Source organism: Massilia pseudoviolaceinigra (assembly GCF_030846505.1).
GTDB classification, from domain to species: domain Bacteria; phylum Pseudomonadota; class Gammaproteobacteria; order Burkholderiales; family Burkholderiaceae_D; genus Telluria_A; species Telluria_A violaceinigra.
In genome coordinates this window covers 1-23,066 of sequence record NZ_JAVCWL010000038.1, presented here as the reverse complement: position 1 = coordinate 23,066, position 23,066 = coordinate 1, and the positions used below count along the sequence as shown (strand labels likewise).

At 65.8% G+C, this 23,066-nt stretch carries 18 protein-coding genes; 10 read left to right on the top strand and 8 right to left on the bottom strand.

Features of this window, described 5'->3' with window-relative positions:
• Position 1 precedes the first annotated feature (1 nt).
• The 5 genes from RBA40_RS28110 (at position 2) to RBA40_RS28090 (ending at position 6,151) form a co-directional block, all read left to right on the top strand.
• Positions 2–1,168 (top strand): right-handed parallel beta-helix repeat-containing protein, encoded by a 1,167-nt coding sequence (locus RBA40_RS28110; RefSeq protein WP_306651744.1) that lies wholly within the window; start codon positions 2–4, stop codon positions 1,166–1,168.
• A 372-nt stretch (positions 1,169–1,540) separates the two neighbouring features.
• The gene (locus RBA40_RS28105; protein WP_306651742.1) at positions 1,541–3,427 is read left to right on the top strand and encodes a carbohydrate-binding module family 20 domain-containing protein; all 1,887 of its coding nucleotides are present in this window, start codon (positions 1,541–1,543) and stop codon (positions 3,425–3,427) included.
• 145 nt (positions 3,428–3,572) lie between these two features.
• Positions 3,573–4,877 (top strand): cation:proton antiporter, encoded by a 1,305-nt coding sequence (locus RBA40_RS28100; RefSeq protein ID WP_306651741.1) that lies wholly within the window; start codon positions 3,573–3,575, stop codon positions 4,875–4,877.
• A 124-nt stretch (positions 4,878–5,001) separates the two neighbouring features.
• Positions 5,002–5,670: a hypothetical protein gene (locus RBA40_RS28095; RefSeq protein WP_306651739.1), complete on the top strand. Its 669-nt coding sequence runs from the start codon at positions 5,002–5,004 to the stop codon at positions 5,668–5,670.
• Positions 5,671–5,707: 37 nt separating this feature from the next.
• Positions 5,708–6,151 carry a hypothetical protein gene (locus RBA40_RS28090; protein WP_306651737.1) on the top strand — a complete coding sequence of 148 codons (444 nt, stop codon included), beginning with the start codon at positions 5,708–5,710 and terminating at the stop codon, positions 6,149–6,151.
• A 31-nt stretch (positions 6,152–6,182) separates the two neighbouring features.
• Here the strand turns inward: RBA40_RS28090 and RBA40_RS28085 are convergent, their stop codons facing one another.
• Positions 6,183–6,506 (bottom strand): transposase, encoded by a 324-nt coding sequence (locus tag RBA40_RS28085; protein ID WP_374710559.1) that lies wholly within the window; start codon positions 6,504–6,506, stop codon positions 6,183–6,185.
• Positions 6,507–6,561: 55 nt separating this feature from the next.
• Positions 6,562–7,941 (bottom strand): thioredoxin family protein, encoded by a 1,380-nt coding sequence (locus RBA40_RS28080; RefSeq protein ID WP_306651735.1) that lies wholly within the window; start codon positions 7,939–7,941, stop codon positions 6,562–6,564.
• Between the two features lie 109 nt (positions 7,942–8,050).
• On the opposite strand from RBA40_RS28080, the gene RBA40_RS28075 reads away from it, so the two are divergent.
• Positions 8,051–9,880: an AsmA family protein gene (locus tag RBA40_RS28075; protein ID WP_306651733.1), complete on the top strand. Its 1,830-nt coding sequence runs from the start codon at positions 8,051–8,053 to the stop codon at positions 9,878–9,880.
• Between the two features lie 121 nt (positions 9,881–10,001).
• Positions 10,002–10,820, top strand: coding sequence for a hypothetical protein (locus RBA40_RS28070; RefSeq protein ID WP_306651731.1), 819 nt, complete (start codon positions 10,002–10,004; stop codon positions 10,818–10,820).
• A gap of 15 nt (positions 10,821–10,835) precedes the next feature.
• Here the strand turns inward: RBA40_RS28070 and nudC are convergent, their stop codons facing one another.
• Positions 10,836–11,657 carry an NAD(+) diphosphatase gene (nudC, locus tag RBA40_RS28065; protein WP_306651729.1) on the bottom strand — a complete coding sequence of 274 codons (822 nt, stop codon included), beginning with the start codon at positions 11,655–11,657 and terminating at the stop codon, positions 10,836–10,838.
• A 225-nt stretch (positions 11,658–11,882) separates the two neighbouring features.
• Here nudC and RBA40_RS28060 point away from each other — a divergent pair, with 225 nt between their 5' ends.
• The gene (locus RBA40_RS28060; RefSeq protein ID WP_306651728.1) at positions 11,883–12,884 is read left to right on the top strand and encodes a glycosyltransferase family 9 protein; all 1,002 of its coding nucleotides are present in this window, start codon (positions 11,883–11,885) and stop codon (positions 12,882–12,884) included.
• Positions 12,885–13,131: 247 nt separating this feature from the next.
• Here RBA40_RS28060 and RBA40_RS28055 read toward each other — a convergent pair whose 3' ends face one another.
• The 5 genes from RBA40_RS28055 to RBA40_RS28035 all read right to left on the bottom strand — a co-directional run bounded on the left by RBA40_RS28055 (position 13,132) and on the right by RBA40_RS28035 (position 17,289).
• A complete protein-coding gene (locus RBA40_RS28055; RefSeq protein ID WP_306651726.1) occupies positions 13,132–14,244 on the bottom strand; it encodes a glycosyltransferase family 9 protein in 1,113 nt (370 codons plus the stop codon).
• A gap of 29 nt (positions 14,245–14,273) precedes the next feature.
• Positions 14,274–15,080: a glycosyltransferase family 2 protein gene (locus RBA40_RS28050; protein ID WP_306651724.1), complete on the bottom strand. Its 807-nt coding sequence runs from the start codon at positions 15,078–15,080 to the stop codon at positions 14,274–14,276.
• Positions 15,077–15,694: a DUF4254 domain-containing protein gene (locus RBA40_RS28045; RefSeq protein ID WP_306651722.1), complete on the bottom strand. Its 618-nt coding sequence runs from the start codon at positions 15,692–15,694 to the stop codon at positions 15,077–15,079. Before RBA40_RS28045 ends, RBA40_RS28050 begins: the two co-directional genes overlap by 4 nt.
• Positions 15,695–15,783: 89 nt before the next feature.
• Complete coding sequence (locus RBA40_RS28040; protein WP_306651721.1) at positions 15,784–15,987, bottom strand: DUF2795 domain-containing protein; 204 nt, start codon at positions 15,985–15,987, stop codon at positions 15,784–15,786.
• Between the two features lie 81 nt (positions 15,988–16,068).
• Complete coding sequence (locus RBA40_RS28035) at positions 16,069–17,289, bottom strand: pyridoxal-phosphate-dependent aminotransferase family protein (protein WP_306651720.1); 1,221 nt, start codon at positions 17,287–17,289, stop codon at positions 16,069–16,071.
• 789 nt (positions 17,290–18,078) lie between these two features.
• On the opposite strand from RBA40_RS28035, the gene RBA40_RS28030 reads away from it, so the two are divergent.
• Both RBA40_RS28030 and RBA40_RS28025 read left to right on the top strand, forming a co-directional pair.
• Positions 18,079–19,437 (top strand): flavin-containing monooxygenase, encoded by a 1,359-nt coding sequence (locus RBA40_RS28030; protein WP_306651719.1) that lies wholly within the window; start codon positions 18,079–18,081, stop codon positions 19,435–19,437.
• 210 nt (positions 19,438–19,647) lie between these two features.
• Complete coding sequence (locus RBA40_RS28025) at positions 19,648–22,941, top strand: DEAD/DEAH box helicase (RefSeq protein WP_306651717.1); 3,294 nt, start codon at positions 19,648–19,650, stop codon at positions 22,939–22,941.
• Positions 22,942–23,066: the final 125 nt, after the last annotated feature.

Below are 23,066 nucleotides of genomic sequence, written 5' to 3'. Positions count from 1 at the left end.
GATGAACTTGTCCAGGCCACACCATCCTCTCCTGCTGGCAGCATGCCTTGCCTGCCTTGGGCTGTCCCTGACGGCGCGCGGCACCCCGGCGCCAGGCACACCGGCGGCGGCCGCCCCGGCCCCCGCCAGCTACCACTATTACGTTGCGAGCAACGGTTCGGACGCCAATCCGGGCACGTCGGCCCAGCCGTTCGAAACCATCCCGCGCGCATCCCGGGTCGCCCTGCCCGGCACCACCGTGCACGTGGCGCCGGGCACGTACGCGGGCGGCTTTCGCACCACGATGAGCGGCACGGCCGAGCGCCGCATCAGCTACGTCTCCACCGTGCGCGGCGGCGCGCGCCTGGTGCCGCCGCGCGGCTCGACCACCAAGATGGCGTGGGAAAACCGCGGCGACTTTGTCGATATCGTCGGCTTCCAGGTGGACGGGCGCCACGGCCACGGCGGCGTGCGCTGGACCTACGGCATCTACAACGCCGGCTCGGGCGCGCTGATCCGCAACAACCATGTGCACCATGTGGGCCAGGACGTGCCCTGCACCAGCGCCAGCGCGGCCGGCATCAGCATCGACAGCTACTACAAGGGCCGCGTGGGCACGGTGACCGGCAATACCGTGCATGACATCGGCCCGACCGATTGCCGCTTCGTCCAGGGCATCAACATGAGCACCACCGGCAGCGTCACCAACAATGTGCTGTATGCCATCGGCGGCGCCGCGATCCAGATGTGGCACGACGCCACCAACGTTGTCGTGAGCCACAACACGATCGCCCGCTCGATGACCGGCATCCTGGTCGGCGGTGGCGACCCCTACTACATCAAGGGACCGAACGACTTCACCACCGTGCACAACAACATCGTCTACGACAACAAATACGGCATCTCGGAACAAGGCTCGACAGGCCTGCACAACAGCTACCGCAACAACCTGGTGTACCTGAACGCGGCCGCCGACTGGCAGTTGAAAAACGGCCTCAAGCATAGCGGCACGGTGGCGCAAGCGCCGCAGTTCGTGCGCTACGGCAAAGGCGGCCTGCCCGATTTCCGCCTGCGCCCCAGTTCGCCCGGGGTCGGCAAGGGCAGCGGCGAACCCGCTTTACCGGCCGACATCGCCGGCAAGGCGCGCGCCAGGGAAAGCGGCATCGATATCGGGGCGTACCAGCGTTAGACATCCTGCAGCAAACAAGCGTGGGGCTTGGGGTGGGCCGGAGGATTTTTTCTCCGGCTTTTTTGTTTTTTGCGCCAGCCATGGCGATGTAGATATGCTACATCGATGTCAGATGAAATACAGAAAACCTTTCATTCCCGAGCAAAATTGATACATTCTTCATACTTCAGTTTACATTCAATGTAGTTGTGCTACATTCCCACTCCGGAGACACATAAGGGCACAGCCCGCAGCTCCGTCCGGCGCCCACCCGGCGCAGCACTATCGTCCTCGTTTCACACGGCCGCATCCCATGCATGGAGACAGATGGGATCAGCGTGCTTCTGCCGTAACTGTTATGCATTCCACGACCAAAAACCATAAGGAAGCAACATGACATCATTTCGTACATCGCCCCTGGTGCGCTCGCTGATCGCCGCCGGCATCCTGTTCGGCGCCGCCGGCCAGGCAAGCGCGGCCGGTTTCAATGCCCCCGACACCTCGGTCCAGATGTTCCGCTGGAAATGGAACGACATCGCCCGCGAGTGCACCAACTGGCTCGGCCCGCAGGGCTACGGCGCGGTCCAGGTATCGCCGCCGCAGGCGTCCGCCAGCCTGGGCACGTGGTGGGACATCTACCAGCCCGTCAACTTCACTTCGCTGGCCAGCAACATGGGTACCGAAGCCGAATTCCAGGCGATGATCACTACCTGCCACGCCGCCAAGGTGCGCGTGTACGCGGACGTGGTGGTAAACCACATGGCGGCCGGCGCCGGCACCGCCACCAACGGCTCGGCCTGGAACTCGACCGCGCTGACCTACCCCAACTTCAGCGGCCCGGATTTTCATCCCGCCTGCGACATCCAGGGCGGCGACTACGGCTCGCCGGGCAACCGCAACAGCGTGACCAACTGCCGCCTGAGCGGCCTGCCCGACCTCAAGACCGAGAGCAGCTACGTCCAGGGCCAGGTGCGCACCTTCTTCAACAAGCTGGTGGCGATGGGCGTGGACGGCCTGCGCATCGACGCCGCCAAGCACATGGCGCCGGGCGACATCAGCGCCATCCTGGCCGGCACCAACCGCACCACCACCTCGGGCGAAGCGCTGTGGCTCACGCAGGAGGTCATCCCGGACAGCAACGTGGTGCGCTCGGGCTACTTCGGCAACGGCACCCTGAACGAATTCCAGTACGCGTACGCCATGAAAGCGGTGTTTCGCAACGAGAACGGTGCCAATCTTGCGCAGATCCGCAGCATCATGGGCACGCCCGGCAACTGGGGCGGGACCTGGGGATTCGTGCCAAGCGACAAGGCGAGCGTGTTCGTCAACAACTGGGACACCGAACGCAACGGCAGTTCGCTGGTGGCCAGCAACTACGTGGCGGGGCAAATCAACGACACCCAGGGCAGCAAGCGCTACGACCTGGCCAATATCTTCATGCTGGCCTGGCCGTACGGACACGCGCAGGTGCATTCGGGCTTCCGTTTCAACAGCTACGACCAGGGTCCGCCGGCAGCCAGCCCGTTCGATGCGAACGGCAATCCGCTGATCAACCAGTCGTGGGATTTCATCCACCGCTGGTCGGACATTTCCAATATGGTCGCCTTCCGCGCGGCCACGGCCGGCCAGGGGATCGACCACTTCGTCAACGGCACGCCGAACCAGATTGCCTTTGCGCGCGGCAGCAAGGGCTTTGTTGCGATCAACAATGACGGAGCGGCGTGGAATGCATCCCTGCAAACGCTGCTACCGGCGGGGACGTACTGCAATGTCGTGACGGGCAAGCTCAATGCCGCGCAGACAGCGTGCAGCGGCGACAGCGCGACGGTCGGCAGCAACGGCATCGCCAGCGTCAGCCTTGCGGGCAACGGCGGCGCCAGTGTGCCGGCGCTGGCCTTGCATGTGAATCAGAAAGTCAGCGGCGGCGGTGGGACCACGCCGCCAGCCTGCAGCACCGTGGCGGTCACCTTCCGCGTGGCCAATGCGAATACGGTGCCGGGACAGAACGTGCATGTGACGGGCAACCGCAACGAACTGGGCAACTGGACCGCGACCAACGGCAACCAGCTGGCGATCGAGGGCAGCGGCGCCAATGCGGCGTGGTCGCGCACGGTACAGCTGCCGCCGTCGACCGCGATCCAGTACAAGTTCCTCAAGCACGGCGCGGTGGCCGATGTGTGGGAACGCAGCCAGGCGACCAGCAGCGGCAATCGCCAGGCCACCAGTCCGGCGTGCGGGGCGGCGGCGTTGGTGCTTGATGCGGGGAGTTTTGCGTTTTAAGTGTTGGCAGAATAGGAACCGGGGGCGGGGCGACGGTTGAGGGCAGAGAAGACGAGGGGGTATCAATCCGTACGGCAACAGCGCGTAGGGAAACAGTTGTCTTCTGTAGAATCGCCCCACTCCCCTCTTCCCGCCGATGCTATTCATGACGACTACCCACTGGTTTATTCTGATCGGCTGCCTGATGCTGGCGCGGGGCTTGATGGCGACCAGTATTTCGCGCCTGCCGTTCACGTCGGCCATCGTCTACCTGTGCGTCGGCCTCGGCCTCGGCCCCATGGTGCTGGGGATTTTTTCCTTCAGCCCGGTCGAGCAATCGCACCTGCTCGAAACCCTGACCGAAATTGCCGTGCTCGTCTCCCTGTTCTCGGCCGGCGTGAAGATGCCGGTGCCGATTTCGCGCCAGCGCTGGATGCCCGCCATCCGCCTGGCGTGGGTCTCGATGAGCCTGAGCGTGGGCGTGATCGCCACCTTCTGCTACTTCGTGCTCGGCTTGCCGCTGGGCGCCGGCGTGCTGCTCGGCGCCATCCTCGCCCCCACCGACCCGGTGCTGGCCACCGACGTCCAGGTGCGCCATCCCGACGACCGCGACAAGCTGCGCTTCACCCTCACCTGTGAAGCGGGCATGAACGATGGCTCGGCCTTCCCCTTCGTGATGCTGGGCCTGGGCTTGCTCGGCGCCCATGAACTGGGCGACTTCGGCTGGCGCTGGGTGCTGGTCGACGTGCTGTGGGCTACCCTGGCCGCGATCGCCATCGGCACCTTGGGCGGGGCGGCGCTGGGCCGGCTCGGATGGATGCTGCGCGGAAAAGATCCCAAGCACGAGGTACTCGACGACCTCGTCGGCCTGGGCCTGATCGCCGTGGTGTACGGGCTGAGCGTGGTGTTCGTGGCCTGGGGCTTCCTGGCCGTGTTTTTCGCCGGCGTGGCCCTGCGCCAGACTGAACTTGTGTTGTCGGGCGCCCACAAGGACCGCCAGGGCTTGCTGGTGCCCGAACACAGCAAGGACGACCCGGGCGCCGCCGCGCCGCCAATCGACGTTCCGCTGACCGTCAGCGCCGAGTCGCTGGTGTTCAAGGAGCATCTCGAACGGCTGTCGGAACTGACCCTGGTCCTGCTGCTCGGCGGCATGGTGTCGATGCACGACTGGAACTGGCGCAGCATCGGCACGGCCCTGTTCCTGTTCGTGGTGGCCAGGCCGCTGAGCGTGATGATCGGCCTGATCGGCTCGGACAGCTCGATGCGCATCCGCGGCATCACCGCCTGGTTTGGCGTGCGCGGCATCGGCTCGCTGTACTACCTTATGTACGCCCTCAACCACGGCCTGCCGGTCTCGCTTTCGGGCCAGCTGATCCAGATTACGATCGTCGTCATCATGCTCTCGATCGTGGTGCATGGCACCAGCGTCAAGCCGCTGCTCGACCGCTTCTGGCGCCGGAAACAGCGCTAGGCCAACAACCCGGCCGCATCGCCCACACGCGATGCGGCGCGCATGAGCCAAGCCAAACCGGCCTCGCGGGCCGCGCCTACAATCGAACTCCTCCCCAGTGATTTTTCGCGAGGCGGTGACGGTCATGGCTACTTTTTCCAGTGCATCGACGGCGGCGCTGACAGCCGCGCTGACCCTTTCCTGCGGCGCCGCGCTGGCGCAGGCCCACTTCCCGGCCGACGACCTGGCGCACTTCGGCGCGGCCGACAACAGCTGGCTGTCGGAGCCGCCGCGCTACTACGCGGGCGCGGCCACGCGCATCGCCTCTCCCGAGTTCGCCCGCGCCATGCGCTTGAGCACCAGCGCCTGGTGGGGCATGGCCAACAGCAACACCACCAATTACTCGGTGGGCGGCATCGCGATCATGCTCGGGCAGGATGCGCTGCCCGGCGCGCCGGTGGAGATCGCGCGCCTGCTGGCGCACCGCGCGCTGGCCGCCACGCCGGCCGCAACCTCAACCTGCATGGTGCCCTGGCTGCAGTGCGCCGCCTTCGGCAGCCTGGAAGCGCGCATGCGGGCGCATAACGCGTTCCTGAACGGCAGGAACCCCGACGACGACGCCATGGCGGGCAGGCGCAACTTCATCCATGCGCTCAGCGCCGGCATGCGTTTCGATTTTCCGTACACGCGCACGGCTGCGCATGGCCCCTGGTTCGTGCAACTGCGGGCCACGCGCCGCTCGTCCGCGTTCAAAGGCTCGCTGCACAGGCAGGGGCGCAGGGGCGTCTCCCTGACCATCGGCACCGAGTTCTGATCTATACTTGCTGGCATTACTCCACAGGAAAGCGATCATGCGCAGGTTCTGGATTTTACTGACGCCGCTGCTCCTGGCCGGCTGCATCAAGGGCTCGGCCAGTTACTACATCGATGACGCCAGCAACGACCACGTCATTACCGTGCGCGCGGAGCAGGAATACTTCTGGAAAAAAGACATCACCCTGACCCTGGTCGCCTCGCACATGCCGGAATGCCAGCGCGTCTTTCCCATGACCAGCATGCCGGCCGACGAAGTGTCGGTCGAGCTGTTCTCGAACGGCGACGACGTCTACACCGTGCGCTCGGGCACGGAAGTGATGCAGGTCGACACCCTCGGCTGCGCGCTGCTGGCCGAACCGGCGCCCAAGGCGCTGGGACAGCCGGTCGGCACCTTCTTCCTCGATGAGAAGACCATGACGTTTGAAAAGGCAACAGCGCCACCCGCGCCAGCAACAGGCGCTGCTGGCGCTAGCGGCTGAGGCGCCGCTGACGGGCGCCCCAGCCGGCGCGTCACTGCCGGGCCAGCACCTTGTGCAGGGTTGCCACGGTGGCGGGCCGGCCAATCTGCTCCAGCGCCGTTTCGAGCAGCATGGGTTCGCCCGGCCGTACCGCCGTCCACTGGGTGAAATATTCGTGCACCGTGCGCCAGGGCGGAAACCCCTCCGGCACGCCGCGCCAGGCGGTGCCACTTTCCAGAAAATACAACACTGCGCAAAACACATCGTACAGATCGTGCTTGCGCGGACGCGTCTTGCGGCGCGCCGCTTCCAGCATGCCGCGTACCGCCTCAAACTCTTCGCGCGAAACGTCGCTCGCGAACTCGGGTCGTGCCATCGTCGTTAACCTCAAATCTTGTTTGAGGGTCTGATCTGGAACAGGTTCCCTAAATTTATTCGTTGACTCTGATCAGTAAGCCCTGCTTAAGTTTTTCGACTTGCTCGCTGGAAGCATTCAAGGCGCTCAGCTTGTTCAGCATGCGTGCGAGCTGGGTGCCGTTGCGGCGGCAGTTGGCGTCCGTCATGCCGTCCACCTCGGGCAGCAGCGCGACGGCGAGGCGGCCGATGCGCTCCCTGTCATCCGGCGTCGCATCGATCAGCGCCAGCAGGCAGGTGGCGCCCCATTGCAATCGCGTGGCGGGGCCACTGGCCTGTTCCCAGGCTTGCTGGTACCAGTCGAGCATGGCGGAAATATCGCCACGTTTCTTGGCGACGGCGGCCAGATTGTGCATGAAGTAGAAAGGCGCGTGCGAGCCGGGCAGCGCGGCGCGCAGGAGCGCATCGGCGTCGTCGAGCAAGCCGGCATCGGAGAACGCGCCGGCCGCGGTATTGATCACGTGATGGCGCAGCGCCGGTTCTTGCGCGCCCGCCAGCGCGCTGGCACCCCGCTCGCGCAGCAGTGCGTTCAGGCCGGCAACAGGGCTGCCGAGGCGCGCCATGCGCACCCGCACGCGCAAGGCCGCCAGCTGATCGGCCGGGTCCAGCGCCTCGGACGACTCAAGCCGCTGCAGCGCCGCTGACCATGCCGTGCTCAAAACCATGCGCTGCTCCGACTGCGGCGCCGTCAGTGCGCGCACCAGGTCGACCGCGTAGTTAATCACCAGATCGACATGCGCCAGCACCGCCTGCGGGTCGGCCAGCGTGCGCAGCAGCATGTCCAGCCCATCCGGCTGGTTGGGCGATCCGGCGGCGTGCAGCGCGTGCCAGGCCAGGCGCAGCGCCGGCTCGGGCAGGGTGCAGGCAACGCACAGGGCGGCCAGTGTGGCGGCCAGGTCGCGCCCGGCCAGCAGTTGGCCTTCATCGGTATCCCAGGAATAAAAAGCGAGCAGGCGCCATTCGTCGGCCGACAAGGCGCGCTGGCCCGACAGGGCGTCCCGCAGCGATTGCGCCGCCGTGAACGGCGCCGTCAGCGCCAATTGCAGCATTTCAAGAAAGCGCGGACCGGCCAGTTCGCACGGCAGGCGCGTGATTTCGGTGCCGTCGGGGCGGTACAGCACCAGGGTCGGGTAGCTGCGCAGATGCAGGCGATCGGCGGCACGCTGGGCGCCGGCGGCGTCGCCATCGACGTGCAGCGGCACGAACGATGGCGCCAGCGCGGCAAAGCCGGGTTGCGACAGCACCGCCGCCTTGAGCCGGTTGCACGGCGGACACCACCCGGCGCCCCAGTAGAGGAACACCGGCTTGGCCGCCGCGCGCGCCTGGGCAAAAGCGGCGTCCGGATCATGATGCCAGCCGATGACGGTGGTTGTCTGCGCGTTGGCATCGTTGGCCATGGTCTGTCCCGTGAATATTGAAAATGGCGAAAGTATATCCAAAACCGGGGCATGCCGGCGGGCCTGCCCGGTGCTACACTCGACGCCTTTCCCGCCTCCGAGTTTCGTCATGCAAGCACGCATCAGGATCGCCGTCATCGCGCTGGGCGCCACCGTGCTGGTGCTGGGCAGCGCCCTGGGCATCCTGGCGGCCCGGTTCGATCCGAACGCCTACAAGAGCGCCATCGTCGAGCGGGTGCATGAAAAAACGCACCGCACCCTGAGCATCGGCGGCGATATCCGGCTGGCTGTGTATCCGCGCCTCGGCGTGCACCTCGGCAAGGCCAGCCTGTCGGAACTGGGCGGCAAGGGCGAATTCGCCGCGCTCGACAGCGTGCGCCTGTCGTTCGCGCTGGTGCCGCTGCTGCTGCGCCAGGAAGTCGTGATCGACCGCATCGAACTGCGCGGCATGCGCGCCACCCTGGTGCGCCAGGCCGACGGCAGCATGAACATCGACGACCTGACCGCCGCGCGCGTCAAACCCAACGCCGGCGAGCGTGCCGGCGCGGCCGGAAACGCCGGCGCCGGACCGGCCCGCATCCGTTTCGCGGTCGACAGCATTCGCGTCGACAACGCCCATCTGCGCTTCGACGACCGCAAGGCCGGACGCGTCTTTGACATCGCGCGCCTGAACATCGATTCCGGCCCGATCGCGCACGGCGTGCCGAGCCGGGTCGCGCTGTCGGCCAATATCGGCGTGGACAAGCCGGCGCTCAACACCGTACTGATTTTCGAGAGCGGCTTTGCGCTCGACCGCGACACGCGCCGGGTAGCGATGACGGAACTGGACGCCAATCTCGACCTGTCGAGCCGGGCGGGGATCGAGTCGCGCGCCAAATTGAAAGGCAGCATCGAGATCGACTTCGGCAAGAACGCCATCGCCGCCGCGCTCAAAGGCAAGATCGATGACAGCGCGGTCAGCGGCAAGGGCGCATTGCGCGACGGCATGCTGCAGCTCGACATCGATATCGACCGCCTCGACATGGCGCGCTATCTTGCGCACGCGCCATCCGCGCCGCCAGCCGGCGACGCAGCGCCAGACCAGCCGCTCGACCTGTCGGCCCTGGCCCGGCTGCGCGCCAGCGGCACCTTGCAGGTGGGCGAACTGACGGCGGGCGGCCTGCGCGCCGCGAACGTGCACGCGGTGCTGCTGGCCGATGCCGGCAAGACCACCATCAAGCCGCTCTCGGCCACGCTGTACGGCGGCAACGGCAACGGCTCGCTGAGCCTCGATTTCACGGGCGACGCCAGCAGTCCGCGCATGGCGCTGGTACAAGACCTGCGCGGCATCTCGCTCGGCGCCCTGCTGCTTGATGCTACCGGCAAGACGCCGCTGACAGGACGCGGCGACGTCCAGCTCGACCTGACCACGCGCGGCGCCGGCACGATGGCCCTGCGCGAGGCGCTCGGCGGCACGGCAGCGCTGCGGCTGCGCGACGGCGTCATCGGCGGCATCGACCTGGGCCGGATGGTGCGCGAAGCCAAGGCTGCCGCAGGCGTGGGCAGCGGTGCCGACTCGACCGGTTTCAGCGAATTGAGCGCGACGTTCCGCATCGACAGCGGCGTTGCCCACAACAAGGATTTTTCGGCGAGCACACCGCTGCTGCGCATCGGCGGCGACGGCCGGATCGACCTGGCGCACGCCACCATCGATGCCCGCCTGCGCTGCACGGTGGTAGCGAGCCTCACGGGCCAGGATGGACCCGCAGTTGGCACCTTGAACGGGCTGACGGTACCGGTCGCCCTGAGCGGTCCGCTGGCGCAGATGACATGGCAGGTCGATGTGGCGGCACTGGGCACCGAGGCGGCGCAAAAGATGCGCGGCGCCCTGCCGAGTGGCGGCAAGGAAAAACTGAAAGACCGGGTGAAGGACGCGCTCGGCGGACTGTTTCCGCGCTAACAGCCTATTCGTGGCAAGGGCGCCACGGCGCTTCCTTTTGTTGAGCAAAACGGCGCCGTGCGGCTGGGCTTTGGGCTAGCGTCGGAGATAGCAAACCTTGGCAAACACATCGGGAGGATCTATGTTCGGAAGCACAGTCCTTGAAGTGGCGGTTGGCCTGACTTTTTGCTACGCGACGGTAGCATTGATTGTCAGCACGGTGCAGGAAGCGCTGGCGTCGGCGCTGAAACTGCGCGCACGCGGGCTGCTCGAAGGCATCAAGAGCATGCTCAACGATCCAAATTTCAACGCCCTGGCGCGCACCCTGTACGCCCACGCGCTGGTCAATCCGCACAGCAACCCGGCTCTTCCCGAGCAGGAACACATCGGAACCAAACCGTCGTACATCAAGCCCGAGCATTTCGCCATCGCCCTGATCGACGCCATCGAGTCGATTCCGGGCGACTACGCCCAGCTCGGACGCGACATCGACGCCCTGACCGACCCGCAGATCAAGCGCGCGCTGCAAGGCATCTACCAGCGCGCGGAAGGCGACATGGCGCGCTTCCAGGCATCCGTGGAAGGCTGGTTCGACACGGCGATGGAAAGGGTGTCCGGCCTCTACAAGCGGCGCTCGATGATGGTCAGCGTGCTGCTGTCGCTGCTGCTGGCGGCGCTGTTCAACATCGACAGCATCCACCTGTTCAGGACGCTATGGGCGCATCCCTCGCTGGCGGCCCAGCTTGGTGCGGCCCCGGCCACCATGAACCCGCAAGCGCTGCAGATGCTGTGGACCTTGCCGATTGGCTGGGAACAGTTTCCCCCGGCATTGAACCGCGAGTTCGCGCTCAGTGTCGCCGGCTGGGCGCTGACGGCCTCGACCGCGCTATTCGGCGCCCCGTTCTGGTTCGACCTGATGAAGCGCACGGTCCAGGTGCGCGGCACCGGGCCCAAGCCATAGGGCCAGCGCCCGCCGTCAGGCAGTGCGGTCCGGACGGTGGGCGTCGACCAGGATCGTCGATACGGAAAAGTGCGGCACGCGTTCGGGCCATTCGTCGTTCGGCCCGAACCAGCGCGCTTCGACGATTTCGCTGGGGTCCACCCGGATCTCGCCGTCCAGATAATCGGCGGTGAAGGCAATCATCAGGGAGTGGGGAAACGGCCACGACTGGCTCGAAAAGTACTGCAGGTTGTGGACCCGTAATCCGACTTCTTCAAACACTTCGCGGTGCACCGCTTCTTCCACCGATTCGCCTGCTTCCAGGAAACCCGCCAGCGGCGTGAAGCGCTTGCTCGGCGAGGCGGCGTGCAGCGCCAGCAAGACATGGTCGCCCTTGCGGATCAGCACCATCATCGCCGGTGAAATGCGCGGATAGGCCATCATGCCGCAGGCGCTGCATACGTAGCAGCGCTCGCCGGCTTTAAGCTGCATCGGCTGGGCGCAGGCACCGCAGTAGCGGTGGGTGCGAGCCCACTCGGCAATCTGGCTGGCACGGCCGGCCACGCTGAGCAGATCCTCGTCGAAGCCGCCGAACAGGGAACGCATGCTGCGCCAGGTGTAACCCGGCAGGGCCAGCTCCTCGCTGGCGTGCCAGACGGTCTGGCAATAGCGACCGCCCAGGATGCCAACCGGATGCGGCGTGCCCGCGATGTCCAGGCCGGCAAGCTCTTCTACGGAGGGAATACCCAGGTCCGCTTCGCGCAGCAGCAGGCGGCTGCCATGGAAGACAAACGTCACCGGATCGGAGTGCGATTGCGCCGTGATCAGCGGCGTAAACGTTGATGGCATCTGAAGCATGCGGCCAGCCTTTTGTGTTGTGGACTGCAGGCAGCATACCGCATTTTTCAAGCACGGATTGCGAGGCCGGGGAGCCGCAACCGGCACCACATACGATTTGCATCAAGCTGGCGCGCGCTGCATCGAACGGATGCGAAAACGCCCTGTCATACCGGAAGTGCCCGCGCGGGCATGGCCGGGCTGCGCAATCGGCGGCAAAGACGTTCACATCAATGGCACTACCCCATGACGACATCCTCCTGGTTAGCCCGGCACGACAACGCCAGCGTGGTCATTTTCCGCGCGCTTCAGCTCGGCGATATGCTGTGCGCGGTGCCGGCACTGCGCGCCTTGCGGGCGGCCATGCCACGCTCGCGCATCAGCCTGGTCGGCCTGCCCTGGGCGGACCAGTTCGTTCGCCGATTCAGTGCGTATGTCGACGAGTTCATTGCGTTCCCCGGGCACGAAGCGTTTCCCGAGCAGCCGGCCAGGCTCGACCAGCTGCATGATTTCTACGCCGGCATGCGCGCGCGCCGCTTCGATTTGGCGCTGCAGATGCACGGGAACGGCCAGTACAGCAACGCCGTCGTGCGGGCATTCGGAGCGCGCGCGATGGGGGGATTCGGGGCCGCTCCGGGGCGTGGCGATGAATGCCTGATTCCCTTCCCCGACACGGGAGCGGAACCGCTGCGGCTGCTGGAACTGGCGACCGGCCTCGGTGCGCCGGCGTGCGGTCCCCAGCTTGAGTTTCCGATCACCGCTGCCGACGAGCGGGAGCTGGAAGCGAGCGGTGTGGCGCGCGGACTGGCGCCCGGCAGCTACGTGTGCATTCATCCGGGCGCGCGTTGCGCCGACAAGTGCTGGCCGGCGGAGAAGTTTGCGGCGGTGGCGGACCAGCTTGCGATCCGGCCACGGCTGACAACGGTGCTGACAGGCTCGCCGGCCGAGGTGCCGCTGACGGCCGCCGTGGCGCGCCTGATGCGGCGTGCACCGGTCGATGCGGCCGGACCCTTGTCGATCGGCGCGATGGCCGCGCTGATGAGCCGTGCGCGCCTGATCTGCAACGATACTGGCGTGTCCCACCTCGCGGCCGGGCTCAGGCTGCGCAGCGTGGTTATTTTCAGCAAGGCGGATATCCGGCGCTGGGCGCCGCTCGACCAGCAATTGCATCGCTGTTTATGGGACCCGTTTGGCGAGCAGGCGAAGACCGTGCTGGATCAGGCAAGAGCGTTGTTGATGCTGCGTTGAGGAAGGTGGCGCGGATGCGCCTTGCGTGCACTACGCCATGATGCTTTCATACCATTTGTGTACTGCCACCTTCTGATATTCCAGGCACTGCCCTTCGTCATTCTGGCTGCCATCTTCGTCGTTCCGGCTGCCTTCCGCGTCTTTCTGGTCAGCCCCGTCGCTCCGGTCACCCCCGTCGTTCCTGCCATTGGCAGAAACGACTTCCCGCGATAGCGGTGCAAACGCGATAGCGGTGGGAACGGCGAGCTTAGTTGCGGCTATGGGAATCCTGACTCCGGTGACCAACGCTGCTTGAGCCGACGCTATGAGCTTCAGTGCTGCGTCCGGCACGCAGCAACCCCAGCGCCAGCCCGTTGACCTCATCCTGCGTTACATCATCAACAAAGCTCGCATCATGCGCGCAGCGCGTCCTGATGTTTTCCTCGCCGCAAACAGGACAGTGCACGCGCAGCGATACCGCGGCGCGATGGCCGTCCTGCCGCAGCGGCCCGGATTCGATCAGGTTGGTCAGCCAGTAAATGCCCACGGCAGGCGTGCCAATCGCCAGCGCCAGGTGCAGCGGGCCGGTATCGTTCGATACCACCAGCGTGCTGCGCGCCAGAATCCCGCACAAGGCACCGAGCGACGCCTTGCCGCTCAGATCAATCGCCGGATGGCGCATCGCCCCGATAAGCTCGCGTACCAGCGGCGCTTCCTGCGCGCTGCCATTCACCGCGACGATGGCGCCTTCAGTCACCAGCAGATCGGCCAGCGCCGCAAAACGCCCGACCGGCCAGCGCCGCCGAGGGTCGCTCGCCCCCGGCTGCAGCAACACCAGCGGCCGGTCGCGCGTCGGCGGCAGCAGCAGCGCTGCCTGGGCAAGATCGTCCTCGGAAACGTCAAGCTCGCGCCGCATCGGCCAGGCCGCGGCACCGGCCAGGGCCGCCACTTCCAGCAGTTGCAATCGCCGGTTGACCAGCCCGTCATGCCGGACATTGCGGTCCAGCGGCTCGGCATCGCCCGCGCACATGCCCACCGCCAGGCGCGCGCCGAGCCGCCGGATGAACGGGTTGGCGTGGCGCCCGCCGCCGAACAGCTGGATGGCGAGATCGATCCCGCTCATGCGCAGGTTTTCCACAAACGCCTCGACGGCGCAGGGATCGGCATCGTCTTGCCCGCACACACCCATGCCGGGATACGGTGGCATGATGGCCACGGCATCGACCGGCCCCGGCCGCCCCTCCAGAAACGCCGAGTGCCACGGCAAGCCGATGTACAACAACTGCGCCTCCGGATAACTGTGCTTGAGTGCATGCAAGGCCGGCAGGCAGAACACGAAATCACCGAGCGCGTTCGGACGCAGCACGACGATCTTGCGCACACGGGCCAGCCGCGCGTGCTGCCCGCTCTTCACAGCAACACCCTGGGTGCGTCGACCCAGCGCGACACCACGGTGGTCGGCAACTCCATATGATAGGCACCGGACGGAATGATGCCGCACCCGCCCGAGCACGCCATCACGCGCAGTTGTGCCAGCACGTCCTCACCGCAGTGTTCCGGCGGCAGCTCCTTCCAGAAATCGAACCCGCCGGCGGCGCGCAGTTTGGCCGTGTCGAACAGCACGCAACCGCCGATCCAGGCAACCCGGTACGGCCGCGTTGCGTCGCGTCCGATGCCCAGTTGCGCCTGCACGTGGAACAGGTTGGCCGCGCTGTGCAAATGATGCCGTTCCCAGGCGCTGCCGCCGGGCACGACCAGTTCCGGTTCGACCTGCCCTTCCCAGAATTCGATGGCTTGCTGATGCGGCCGCCAGTCGTGCCGATGACTGAGGCCGTGCAGGGCGCTGCCGACAAAGCCGCAGCGCTGCTGCCGCATGGTGTACGCCAGACGCTCGATCAGGTCGCTTTCGATGATGACGTCGTCGTCGAGAAACAGGCACCAGGGCGCCGCTGCCTGCGCCAGCAGAAAGGCGCGCTGCTCGGCCATGCCACGCCGCGGCAGGTGGCGCAGCATGTCGACCGGCACTCCGCGCGCCGCAAGGTAGCGCAGCACGGCGCGCACTTCGGCGCTGGCGGCGGCGCCCTCGCCATCGGACTGGTCGGACACCACGATGCGCAGATTGCGCGCCGTTTGCGATGCCAGCGCCGTCAAGGTCACCGCCAGCGACGCCGCGCGATTGCAGGTCGGAATCAGCACATCGATGCGGCCGTCGCTCATGGCGCAGTCCCGCTGCGGTCCCGGCGCGGCGCGGCTCCGTACAGCCAGGGATTGAGCGCGGGGTCGTTGTACATCTTGAACTGGCGGTAGACCTTGAAGTAGGCATGCCCGCTGGCGACTTCGGCAAGCAGGCGGTCGAGGCAGCAAGCCAGGTCGTGCCGCTGCAGCACCAGCCGCTGCAGCCTGGCCAGGCAGGCGCTCACGTGCTCCGCGCCCGCCTCGGTGCGGCGGGTCTGCGCACGCATGTGGAAAATCTTGAGCGCGAGGATGGACAGCCGGTCGATCATGGCGCCCGCCGTCTCGCTGCTCAGGCGCGCGCCGGGCTGGGGCAGCGCGCCGTCGAGCTGCGCGAGCAGCGCTTCGTCGATCGCTTCGACCGCATCGTTGCGCAACTGGTTATGGCGGTCGATCAGGCGCTTGCTGGCGGCAATGGCGGCGTTGCCGGCATCGGTGCGGCGCGCGCGGTCTTCCTCATCCCACAACAGGTGGTTGTGATGGTGATTGGCCTCGACCCAGCGCCACAGCACACTGTCGGCCGGGGCCGGCAAGCAGGCATCGTCCAGTTGCGCGTCGTGCCACTGCAACAACGATACGGCATCGAACTCCTTGAGCATCGCCACTCTCCTCGGGGTGTACATCCGGATGCCAGCGCAACCAGGTACAGCTTGGAGCGCCAGAGCGTGCCCGAAGTTCCCGTAGCCGTTCAATCGTCGTCGTCGGGCCCCCTGAACGCCTGGCTGACCTCGGCCGGCGTCTGGAACTCGTCGTCGGGCAGCGCGTCGAGCGACGCGCACACGTTCTCATCGGCGCCGAGCTTTTTGGCGTTGGCGAGCAGGGCGGCCTTGTTGGCCGGATAGTCCACGCCCTTGAGGAATTTTTGAATCTGGATGGGGTTTGCATGCGCCATGGTCGTCTCCCGAGTGGTTCAGGGTTGGACAGCATGGCGCCGCGCAGGTTCACCCGAGATCGCGCTACGAGATGTCAGATACTAGCTTGCGCCCTGCGCGATCGCATGGCGCGACAGCGAGCGTTCCAGTTCGGCCATGCCAGCCGGCAGGTCGAGGCTGGCGCCGCCAGCCTGCATGCTGGAACCGAAGGCGTGCAGGGTGCGGAACAGGTTGTGCGCGCGGCTCTGCTCGCCCATCTGGCCGATGCGCAGGATGTTCAGGCCGAACGCGCCGGAAATTTCAACCTTGTGCACGCGCGACATGTGCGCCCGCACCACGTCGGACGATACATGATCGGGCGTGACGATGCCGATCACGGAATTGAGCCGGTGCTGCTTGGGCACCAGCAATGCCAGCCCCAGCGCTTCGATGCCGGCCTGCAGCGCTTCCGAGCATTGCTGGTGGCGCGCGAAGCGGCGCGGCAGGGTTTCGGCGCAGACCAGGCGCAGCGCTTCGTGCAGGGCCAGGATGCCCGATACCGGCGCCGTGTAGTGATACGACTTCTGGTTCCAGAACTGGTCGGCCAGCTGGGCGTCGAGGCACCAGTGGTAGGGCTGGTGGCTGCGCGAGGCAATCTTGTTGGCCCAGGCATGTTCCGAGAACGCCAGCAGCGACACGCCCGGAATCGAGGACAGCCCCTTCTGCCCGCCCGTGATGACCGCGTCGACCTGCCAGGCATCCATGTCGAGCGTCATCGTGCTCAGGGTGCAGACGGCATCGACAATCACCAGGCAGCCGTGCTCGTGCGCCATGCGCGCGATGCTGCCCAGGCTGTGGTTGCACACCGTGTTCGAGGTTTCGCCCTGCACCAGGGTGATGGCGGCATAGTTGCCCTTGGCCAGTTCGCGCTGCACCAGTTCGACGCTCGCGCTTTCGTTGTTGTCGATGTGCAGCAAGGTCGGCTCGCCGCGCACGCGGCTGACCATCTCGGCCATGCGCTTGCTGAAGTAGCCGTTGCAGATGCATAAAACCTTGTCGCCCGGATGGACCAGGTTGGCGATCGCCATTTCCATCGCCGCCGAGCCCGGCCCGCCAACCCCCATCACGTGCGAGGAACGGGTCTGGAAGACGTAGCGCCCCATCTCCTTCACCTGCGCGATCACCTGGTTCATGGTGTCGCCGAGGTGGTTGATGACGATCGAATTGGCGGCCGCCACGGCGGCCGGAATCGGCACCGGGCCCGCGCCCATCATCAGCAAGGGTTCATCCGGCAGGATGTGTTCGAGCGGAACTATGTCGGGAACGCGGATTGCCTCAACCATTCAATGACTCCTCAAATATGTGCGATGGATAGTCATCATAGCCTGCAATCGATTAACTAGTTTCCAAACGGTCATTTTTGATCGGACCGGGTTCCGGCCGCGCCAAGCGTGATCCGGACGGCGGTTTTTTCTCCCCGACATGAGGTAGATCAATAACTTTGCTGAATATGCGTAAATACAACCCTTTATTGTCCGTTTTAGCATAGCACCCGCCGTTCCGCACATTCCATTGCTGCATATTCAAGCGCACTCAGCTTAATAAACAGGCAGATGAATATGACAAGGCCGTGAAAAATATGGTCTTTTTACCATAACAATTAATGTTCAATTAATTAATCGAGGGGTTTCGTGTCTATACATATACTTCGCCGTCTAGCCCCGGGAAGGCAGTCGGGAGTGATCTAATTTTCAACATCTCAATTGGCGCAACAACAACACCATAAAATAGAAGCGAAAACCCAACCCGTTTAAATTCAATTACTTAGCGCATTTTCTTATGCGACATAAATTGCGATTGGTAATATGTGTGCAATATTGATTGACACTCCGATGCCAAATCGTTTTTAATCGCCCCGGCGAAATAACAATATTTCGCAAAAATGCCGCATCCGGCATTAACTGCGCGTTCCCGGCCGGCGCAAAAGGCCGGCCGTTTCATTTATCCGTCCTGCGAGTGGTGAATACAATGTCGACATGTCGATCTATTGATGTGATGTCCCGATCCGGGCAATTGGCCTTACCGGCCGGTTACACTGCGCCCTGTGCCATGGGCCGCGCGGAGCTGTGCCGGTGAGCGCCGCTTTGCCCACCTTCGCCGACCTGGCCGCGCGCGTCGCCGGCGGCGCACTGAACCGGCCCCGCATCGCCATCATCGGCGCCGGCAGCAGTGCTCTGGCCTGTGCCGCCGAGATGCTGCAACGCGGCCTGGACCCGGTCCTGTTCGAGGCGCGCTCGCAGCCCGGCGGGCTGTGGGGCAAGGATCCGCTGTCGACGATTTACCCGGACCTGGTCCAGAATGCGGCCGCGCAACTGCCGCTGTCGCGCCCGGAAGCCGGCAGCTGGGCCGCGTACACCGAACAATGCCTCGACACCATCAAGCGCCAGGGCCTGGCTTCCCGCATCTTCACCTCGACCAAGGTGCTGTGCGTGACGCCGTCGCTGCATTCGGGTGGCGCCGACCTGCTGATCGCCAGCGCGGACCAGGCCGCCCCGCCCCTGCTGCGCCACTTCGAGCAGGTGGTGTACGCGGGCGGGCTGTACCACACGCCGCAGATGCCTGACATCGCCGGGGCGGCGGACTTCGCGGGCCGCATCATCCATTCGTCCGACGTGCGCGACATCAGCCGCTTTGCCGGCCAGCGCGTGCTGATCGTCGGCCTGGGCAATACGGCCATGGAGTGCGCGGCCAGGCTGTTTCCGGTAGCGCAGCAACTGGTGCTGTCGGGCCGCAGTCCGACCTGGCTGGTGCCGCGCCTGATTTACGGCAGCCCGATCGATGTGGCCACGCGCGCGCTCAAGGATGCCTACCGCCACAGCTACCAGGCCAGGCTGTGGGAAGCGTGCCGCGTCCACGGGGCGGTCGGCCATGCGGTCGACCCGTCCAGCCACGAAATCGACGTGGGACGCCAGCGCATCACCGTCAGCGACGCCATGCTCGGGCCGGTGCGCAGCGGCATGGTGCCGCTGCGCCCGGCACTGGCGCACGTCGCCGAACGCAGCGTCCATTTTGTCGATGGCAGCAGCTGCGATGCCGACGTGATCGTCTGCTGCACCGGCTACCAGAGCCAGTCGATCCTGGCCGAGGGCAGCGAGGTGCCGCAGCAGCTGGTCGGCAACGTGCTGCATGCGCGCTACCCGGGCCTGTGGTTCACCGGCGCGCCGGCGCTGTGGGGCAGCCCGGCGCCGATTGCCAAGAAGCAGGGCCGCCTGATCGCCCATGCGATCGCTACCGGTTGGAACCGCGAGGACCTGACCCAGGCCGTGCGCCCGCACGCCAATTACGACAAGGCCGCCACGCGCCTGCCGTTCGGCTTCGAGGTAGCCGACTTCAGCGGATACGCACACATGGTCGACGAGGCCAGCGCCAGCGCGGTCCCCGGCGACGCGCACGCGCCGCTGGCCGGCAGCCCGGTCAACTACGCCGGATAGGATAGCGCCGCGCCGGACAGCGCCGCGCCGGATAGCGCCGGGCCGGCAAGGAGAGCGGCAACCGCCGGCAGCGTGCGCCATTGTGAAATCGGCGCATGTTTTTCCCTTGGTGAAGTTACAATCCCGCCTTGTCAAATGGCCGCCCCCGCACGGTCATGCATGATGGCTGCCGGCGTGTTCACCGGGCAGCCACGCTCCCGGAAAAATCCTATGCCTGCACAGTATGTCAACACGCTTCGATACTGGTTCGATGTCGAAGCGCTCATGTATCCGGATGTTCCCAGATCCGGCAAGCGGCCCGCCTTTTTCAAGCGCTACGACGAGAAGCTGCCGTGGCTGCCGGCGCCCCGCGGCACGCTGGCGGACGACGCGCCGCACGGCCGGCACAAGTATTTCGTCTGGTTCGGCCTGGTCGAGAAAGGCGTGCTGGAAGCGGAACTGGTGGAGATGTTCCCGCTCGAGGCGGCCGAGGAAAAATTCAGCGGCAACCACGTCCATCCGGCCAAGGGCAACACCTTCCTGTGCGCCATCGAGATCGGTTCGGACGGCAGGCCCAGTGTCGACACGCTGCAGCTGGCCGCGTTCGCCGTCGCCTTCGCGGAAAAGAAAAACAAGACCCGGATCGGCTACGGCGTGACCTTGTTCGGCCTGAAGAACAAGCTGCACGAACTGGCCATGGGCAACCACGGCATCGCCGACGCCGACTGGTTCGACGAAGTCACCGACTTCCTCATCAGCGAGTTGGACTGGAAGCCGCGCACCCTGCTCGCGCGCGCCCAGCTGTGCGCGCACGAGGTCACGCTGGTCGACCGCCGCGGCAAGAAATTTTCGCGTGAGCCGGAGATGGACCCGGTCAATTCTTTCTATCTCGACGACCTCGACCGCATGCGCCAGGAGGCCGAGCACGGCACCGGTTCGGCCCAGATCCAGGCTTACCTCGACGGCCACGAGCGTGGCGACGCCCGGCGTGGCGACGCCCGGCGTGGCGACGCGCGACGTAGCGACGCCCGCCTTGACATCACCCGTCCCGCCTCGGTCAACGCCGCGCTCGATCCGCGCCGTTTTCCGCTGGGACGCTGGCCGACCGAGTTTCCGCTGTTCCTGATGCAGCAGGTGGCCGTCAACATCGGCCTGGAAACCCTGGCCGACGGCGGCATCTTTTCGGTCAACGGCCCGCCCGGCACCGGCAAGACTACCCTGCTGATGGACATCATCGCCGCCCGCGTGGTCGAGCGCGCCAGGATTCTGGTGCAATTCGCCAATCCGGAAGCGGCGTTTGCGCGCTCGCCGCAGCAGGTGGAGTATCCGGCCAACAGCAGCGGCGTCGCCTACAAGGGGCCATGCTTTCACATCGATGAGCGCCTGCTGGACACCGGCATCGTGGTCGCCAGCGAAAACAACAAGGCCGTCGAAAACATCACGCTCGACCTGCCCAGCATCAAGAAGGTGGCGCCGCAGGCGCTGCTGGTGGACGGCGAACCGTTCGACTATTTTGCCGCCAGCGCCGAATCGATTCTCAACGAAGAAAAGAAAAAGGTGCCGGGCGAGGCCGACGTCGACACGCCAGAGGACAACGATACCGACGAAGACCATGGCAAGATTCGCTGCTGGGGCCTGATTTCGGTCCCCCTCGGCAAGATGGCAAACCGCAGCCTGGTGGCCAACCGCCTCAGCGCCTTCAAGGAGTTCGGCCTGGCGAAACAGCTCGCCGCCGCCGGCGCCTCGCTCAACTGGGAAGCGGCGCGCACCCGTTTCAACGAGGCTGTGGCCGAGGTCGAAGCGATCCAGGCCGCCATCCTCGATTACGACAGCGCGCTGCCGGAATGGAAGGCGGCGCGCGAGCTGAGCGCGGCTTTTGACGGCGCCGCCGCCGCGGCACGCCAGCGCAACGAGGATGCCAACGCGGCGCTGGCCACGCTCGATACCGATACCGCCGGCAATGCCTCGGCCATCGCCACCAATCTGCAGGAACGCGAACTGCACGCCACCGAATGGCCGGCCTGGCGCCAGTTGCTGGCGCGCTTTTTTAACAAGGCAAAATTCGCCGGATTCCAGTCGCGCCAGCAGGCATTATCGGACGAGTACGACGGCCTGCGCAGCGAGCGCGCGCGCCTGAAAGTGGCGCGCCTGGAAGCGCTCACCAGCGCCAGCACCTGCGCGGCGCACTGGCAGGCGGCCCGGGCCGACGCTGCCACGCACACCGCGGCGCTGCGCACCGTCCGCCAGCGCCTCGACGCGCTCGCCGCCACCTTGGGCGAAGCCGCCTTCGACCCGGCCGCGTTTGCCGCGCTGCCGGTCGAGCAGCAACAGAAGTCCCTGCCGCGCAGCAACGCCAAGTACCACGCGGCGCGCGCCACGGTGTTCGTCGCCGCCATGCAGCTGCACAAGGCGTTCCTCAAGCATGCCGGCAAGCCGTTCGAAACCAATTTCCGCCTGGCGCTGGCCATGCTGGCGCAGGAAGGCTACATCCAGCCGCACCTGGCGGCCATGGCGCGCCACTTGTGGGCCACCTTCTTCCTGGCCGTGCCGGTGGTGTCGAGCACGTTCGCATCGGTATCGCGCTGCTTCGCCGACCTTGGCGAAGGAGAAATCGGGCTGCTGCTGGTGGATGAAGCCGGCCAGGCGGTGCCATCGCACGCGCTGGGCGCCATCTGGCGCTCGAAGCGCGCGCTGATCGTCGGCGACCCGCTGCAGGTCGAACCGGTGGTCGCGATGGACAAGAAGCTCGACTACGGCATCCTCAGCTACCACCAGGCCCCGGCCGAGCACCAGCTGACCGCGTATTCGGCCCAGCACCTGGCCGACCGCGGCAACCGCTTCGGCGCCAACGTGGTGCAGTACGACGGCAGCGACCTGTGGGTCGGCGCGCCGCTGCGCGTGCACCGGCGCTGCGCCGACCCGATGTTTTCGCTGTCGAACCAGATTGCCTACAACGCCAAGATGGTCTACGGCCCGGCGCGTGCCGAGGAAGAACAAGTCACCGCGCTGCGGCCGCTGCTCGGTCCATCGTGCTGGCACGACATCGCCGGCGGCGAGTTCGAGGAGCACTACAACGAGCGCGAAGGCGCGGTTGCTGCCGGCATCGTGGTGCGCTACGCCAGCAACGGCTGGGTCGACAAGGCGCACGGCTTGCCGGACCTGTTCCTGATCTCGCCGTTCAAATCGGTGGCGCAAGAGCTGACGGGGCTGCTGCGGGCATGCGCCGACGAGTGGGCAGGCGAGGCGGACGACGAGGCCATCGCCAAATGGCTGCACGGGCACGTGGGCACGGTGCATACCTTCCAGGGAAAAGAGTGCGAGACGGTGGTATTCGTCCTCGGCGGCAAGACCAACGAAGCGCGCAACTGGGCCGCTGGCCGGCCCAACATCATCAACGTTGCCGCGACCAGAGCCAAGCGGCGCCTGTACGTGATCGGCAGCCGCCAGCAATGGTCGCGTACGCTGTTCGGCCGCCAACTGGCCGACGCCCTGCCCATTGTTTCCCAACCGGGGTCAGAGCTCTGACTCGAAACTTTTTCGTTGCCTAACCGGGGTCAGACCTCCGAATCGAAACTTTTTCATTGCCTGAGCGGGTCGGTACCACTGGTGCGGCACTTTTTTCGTTCTCATCAAGCATTTGTTTCTAATTG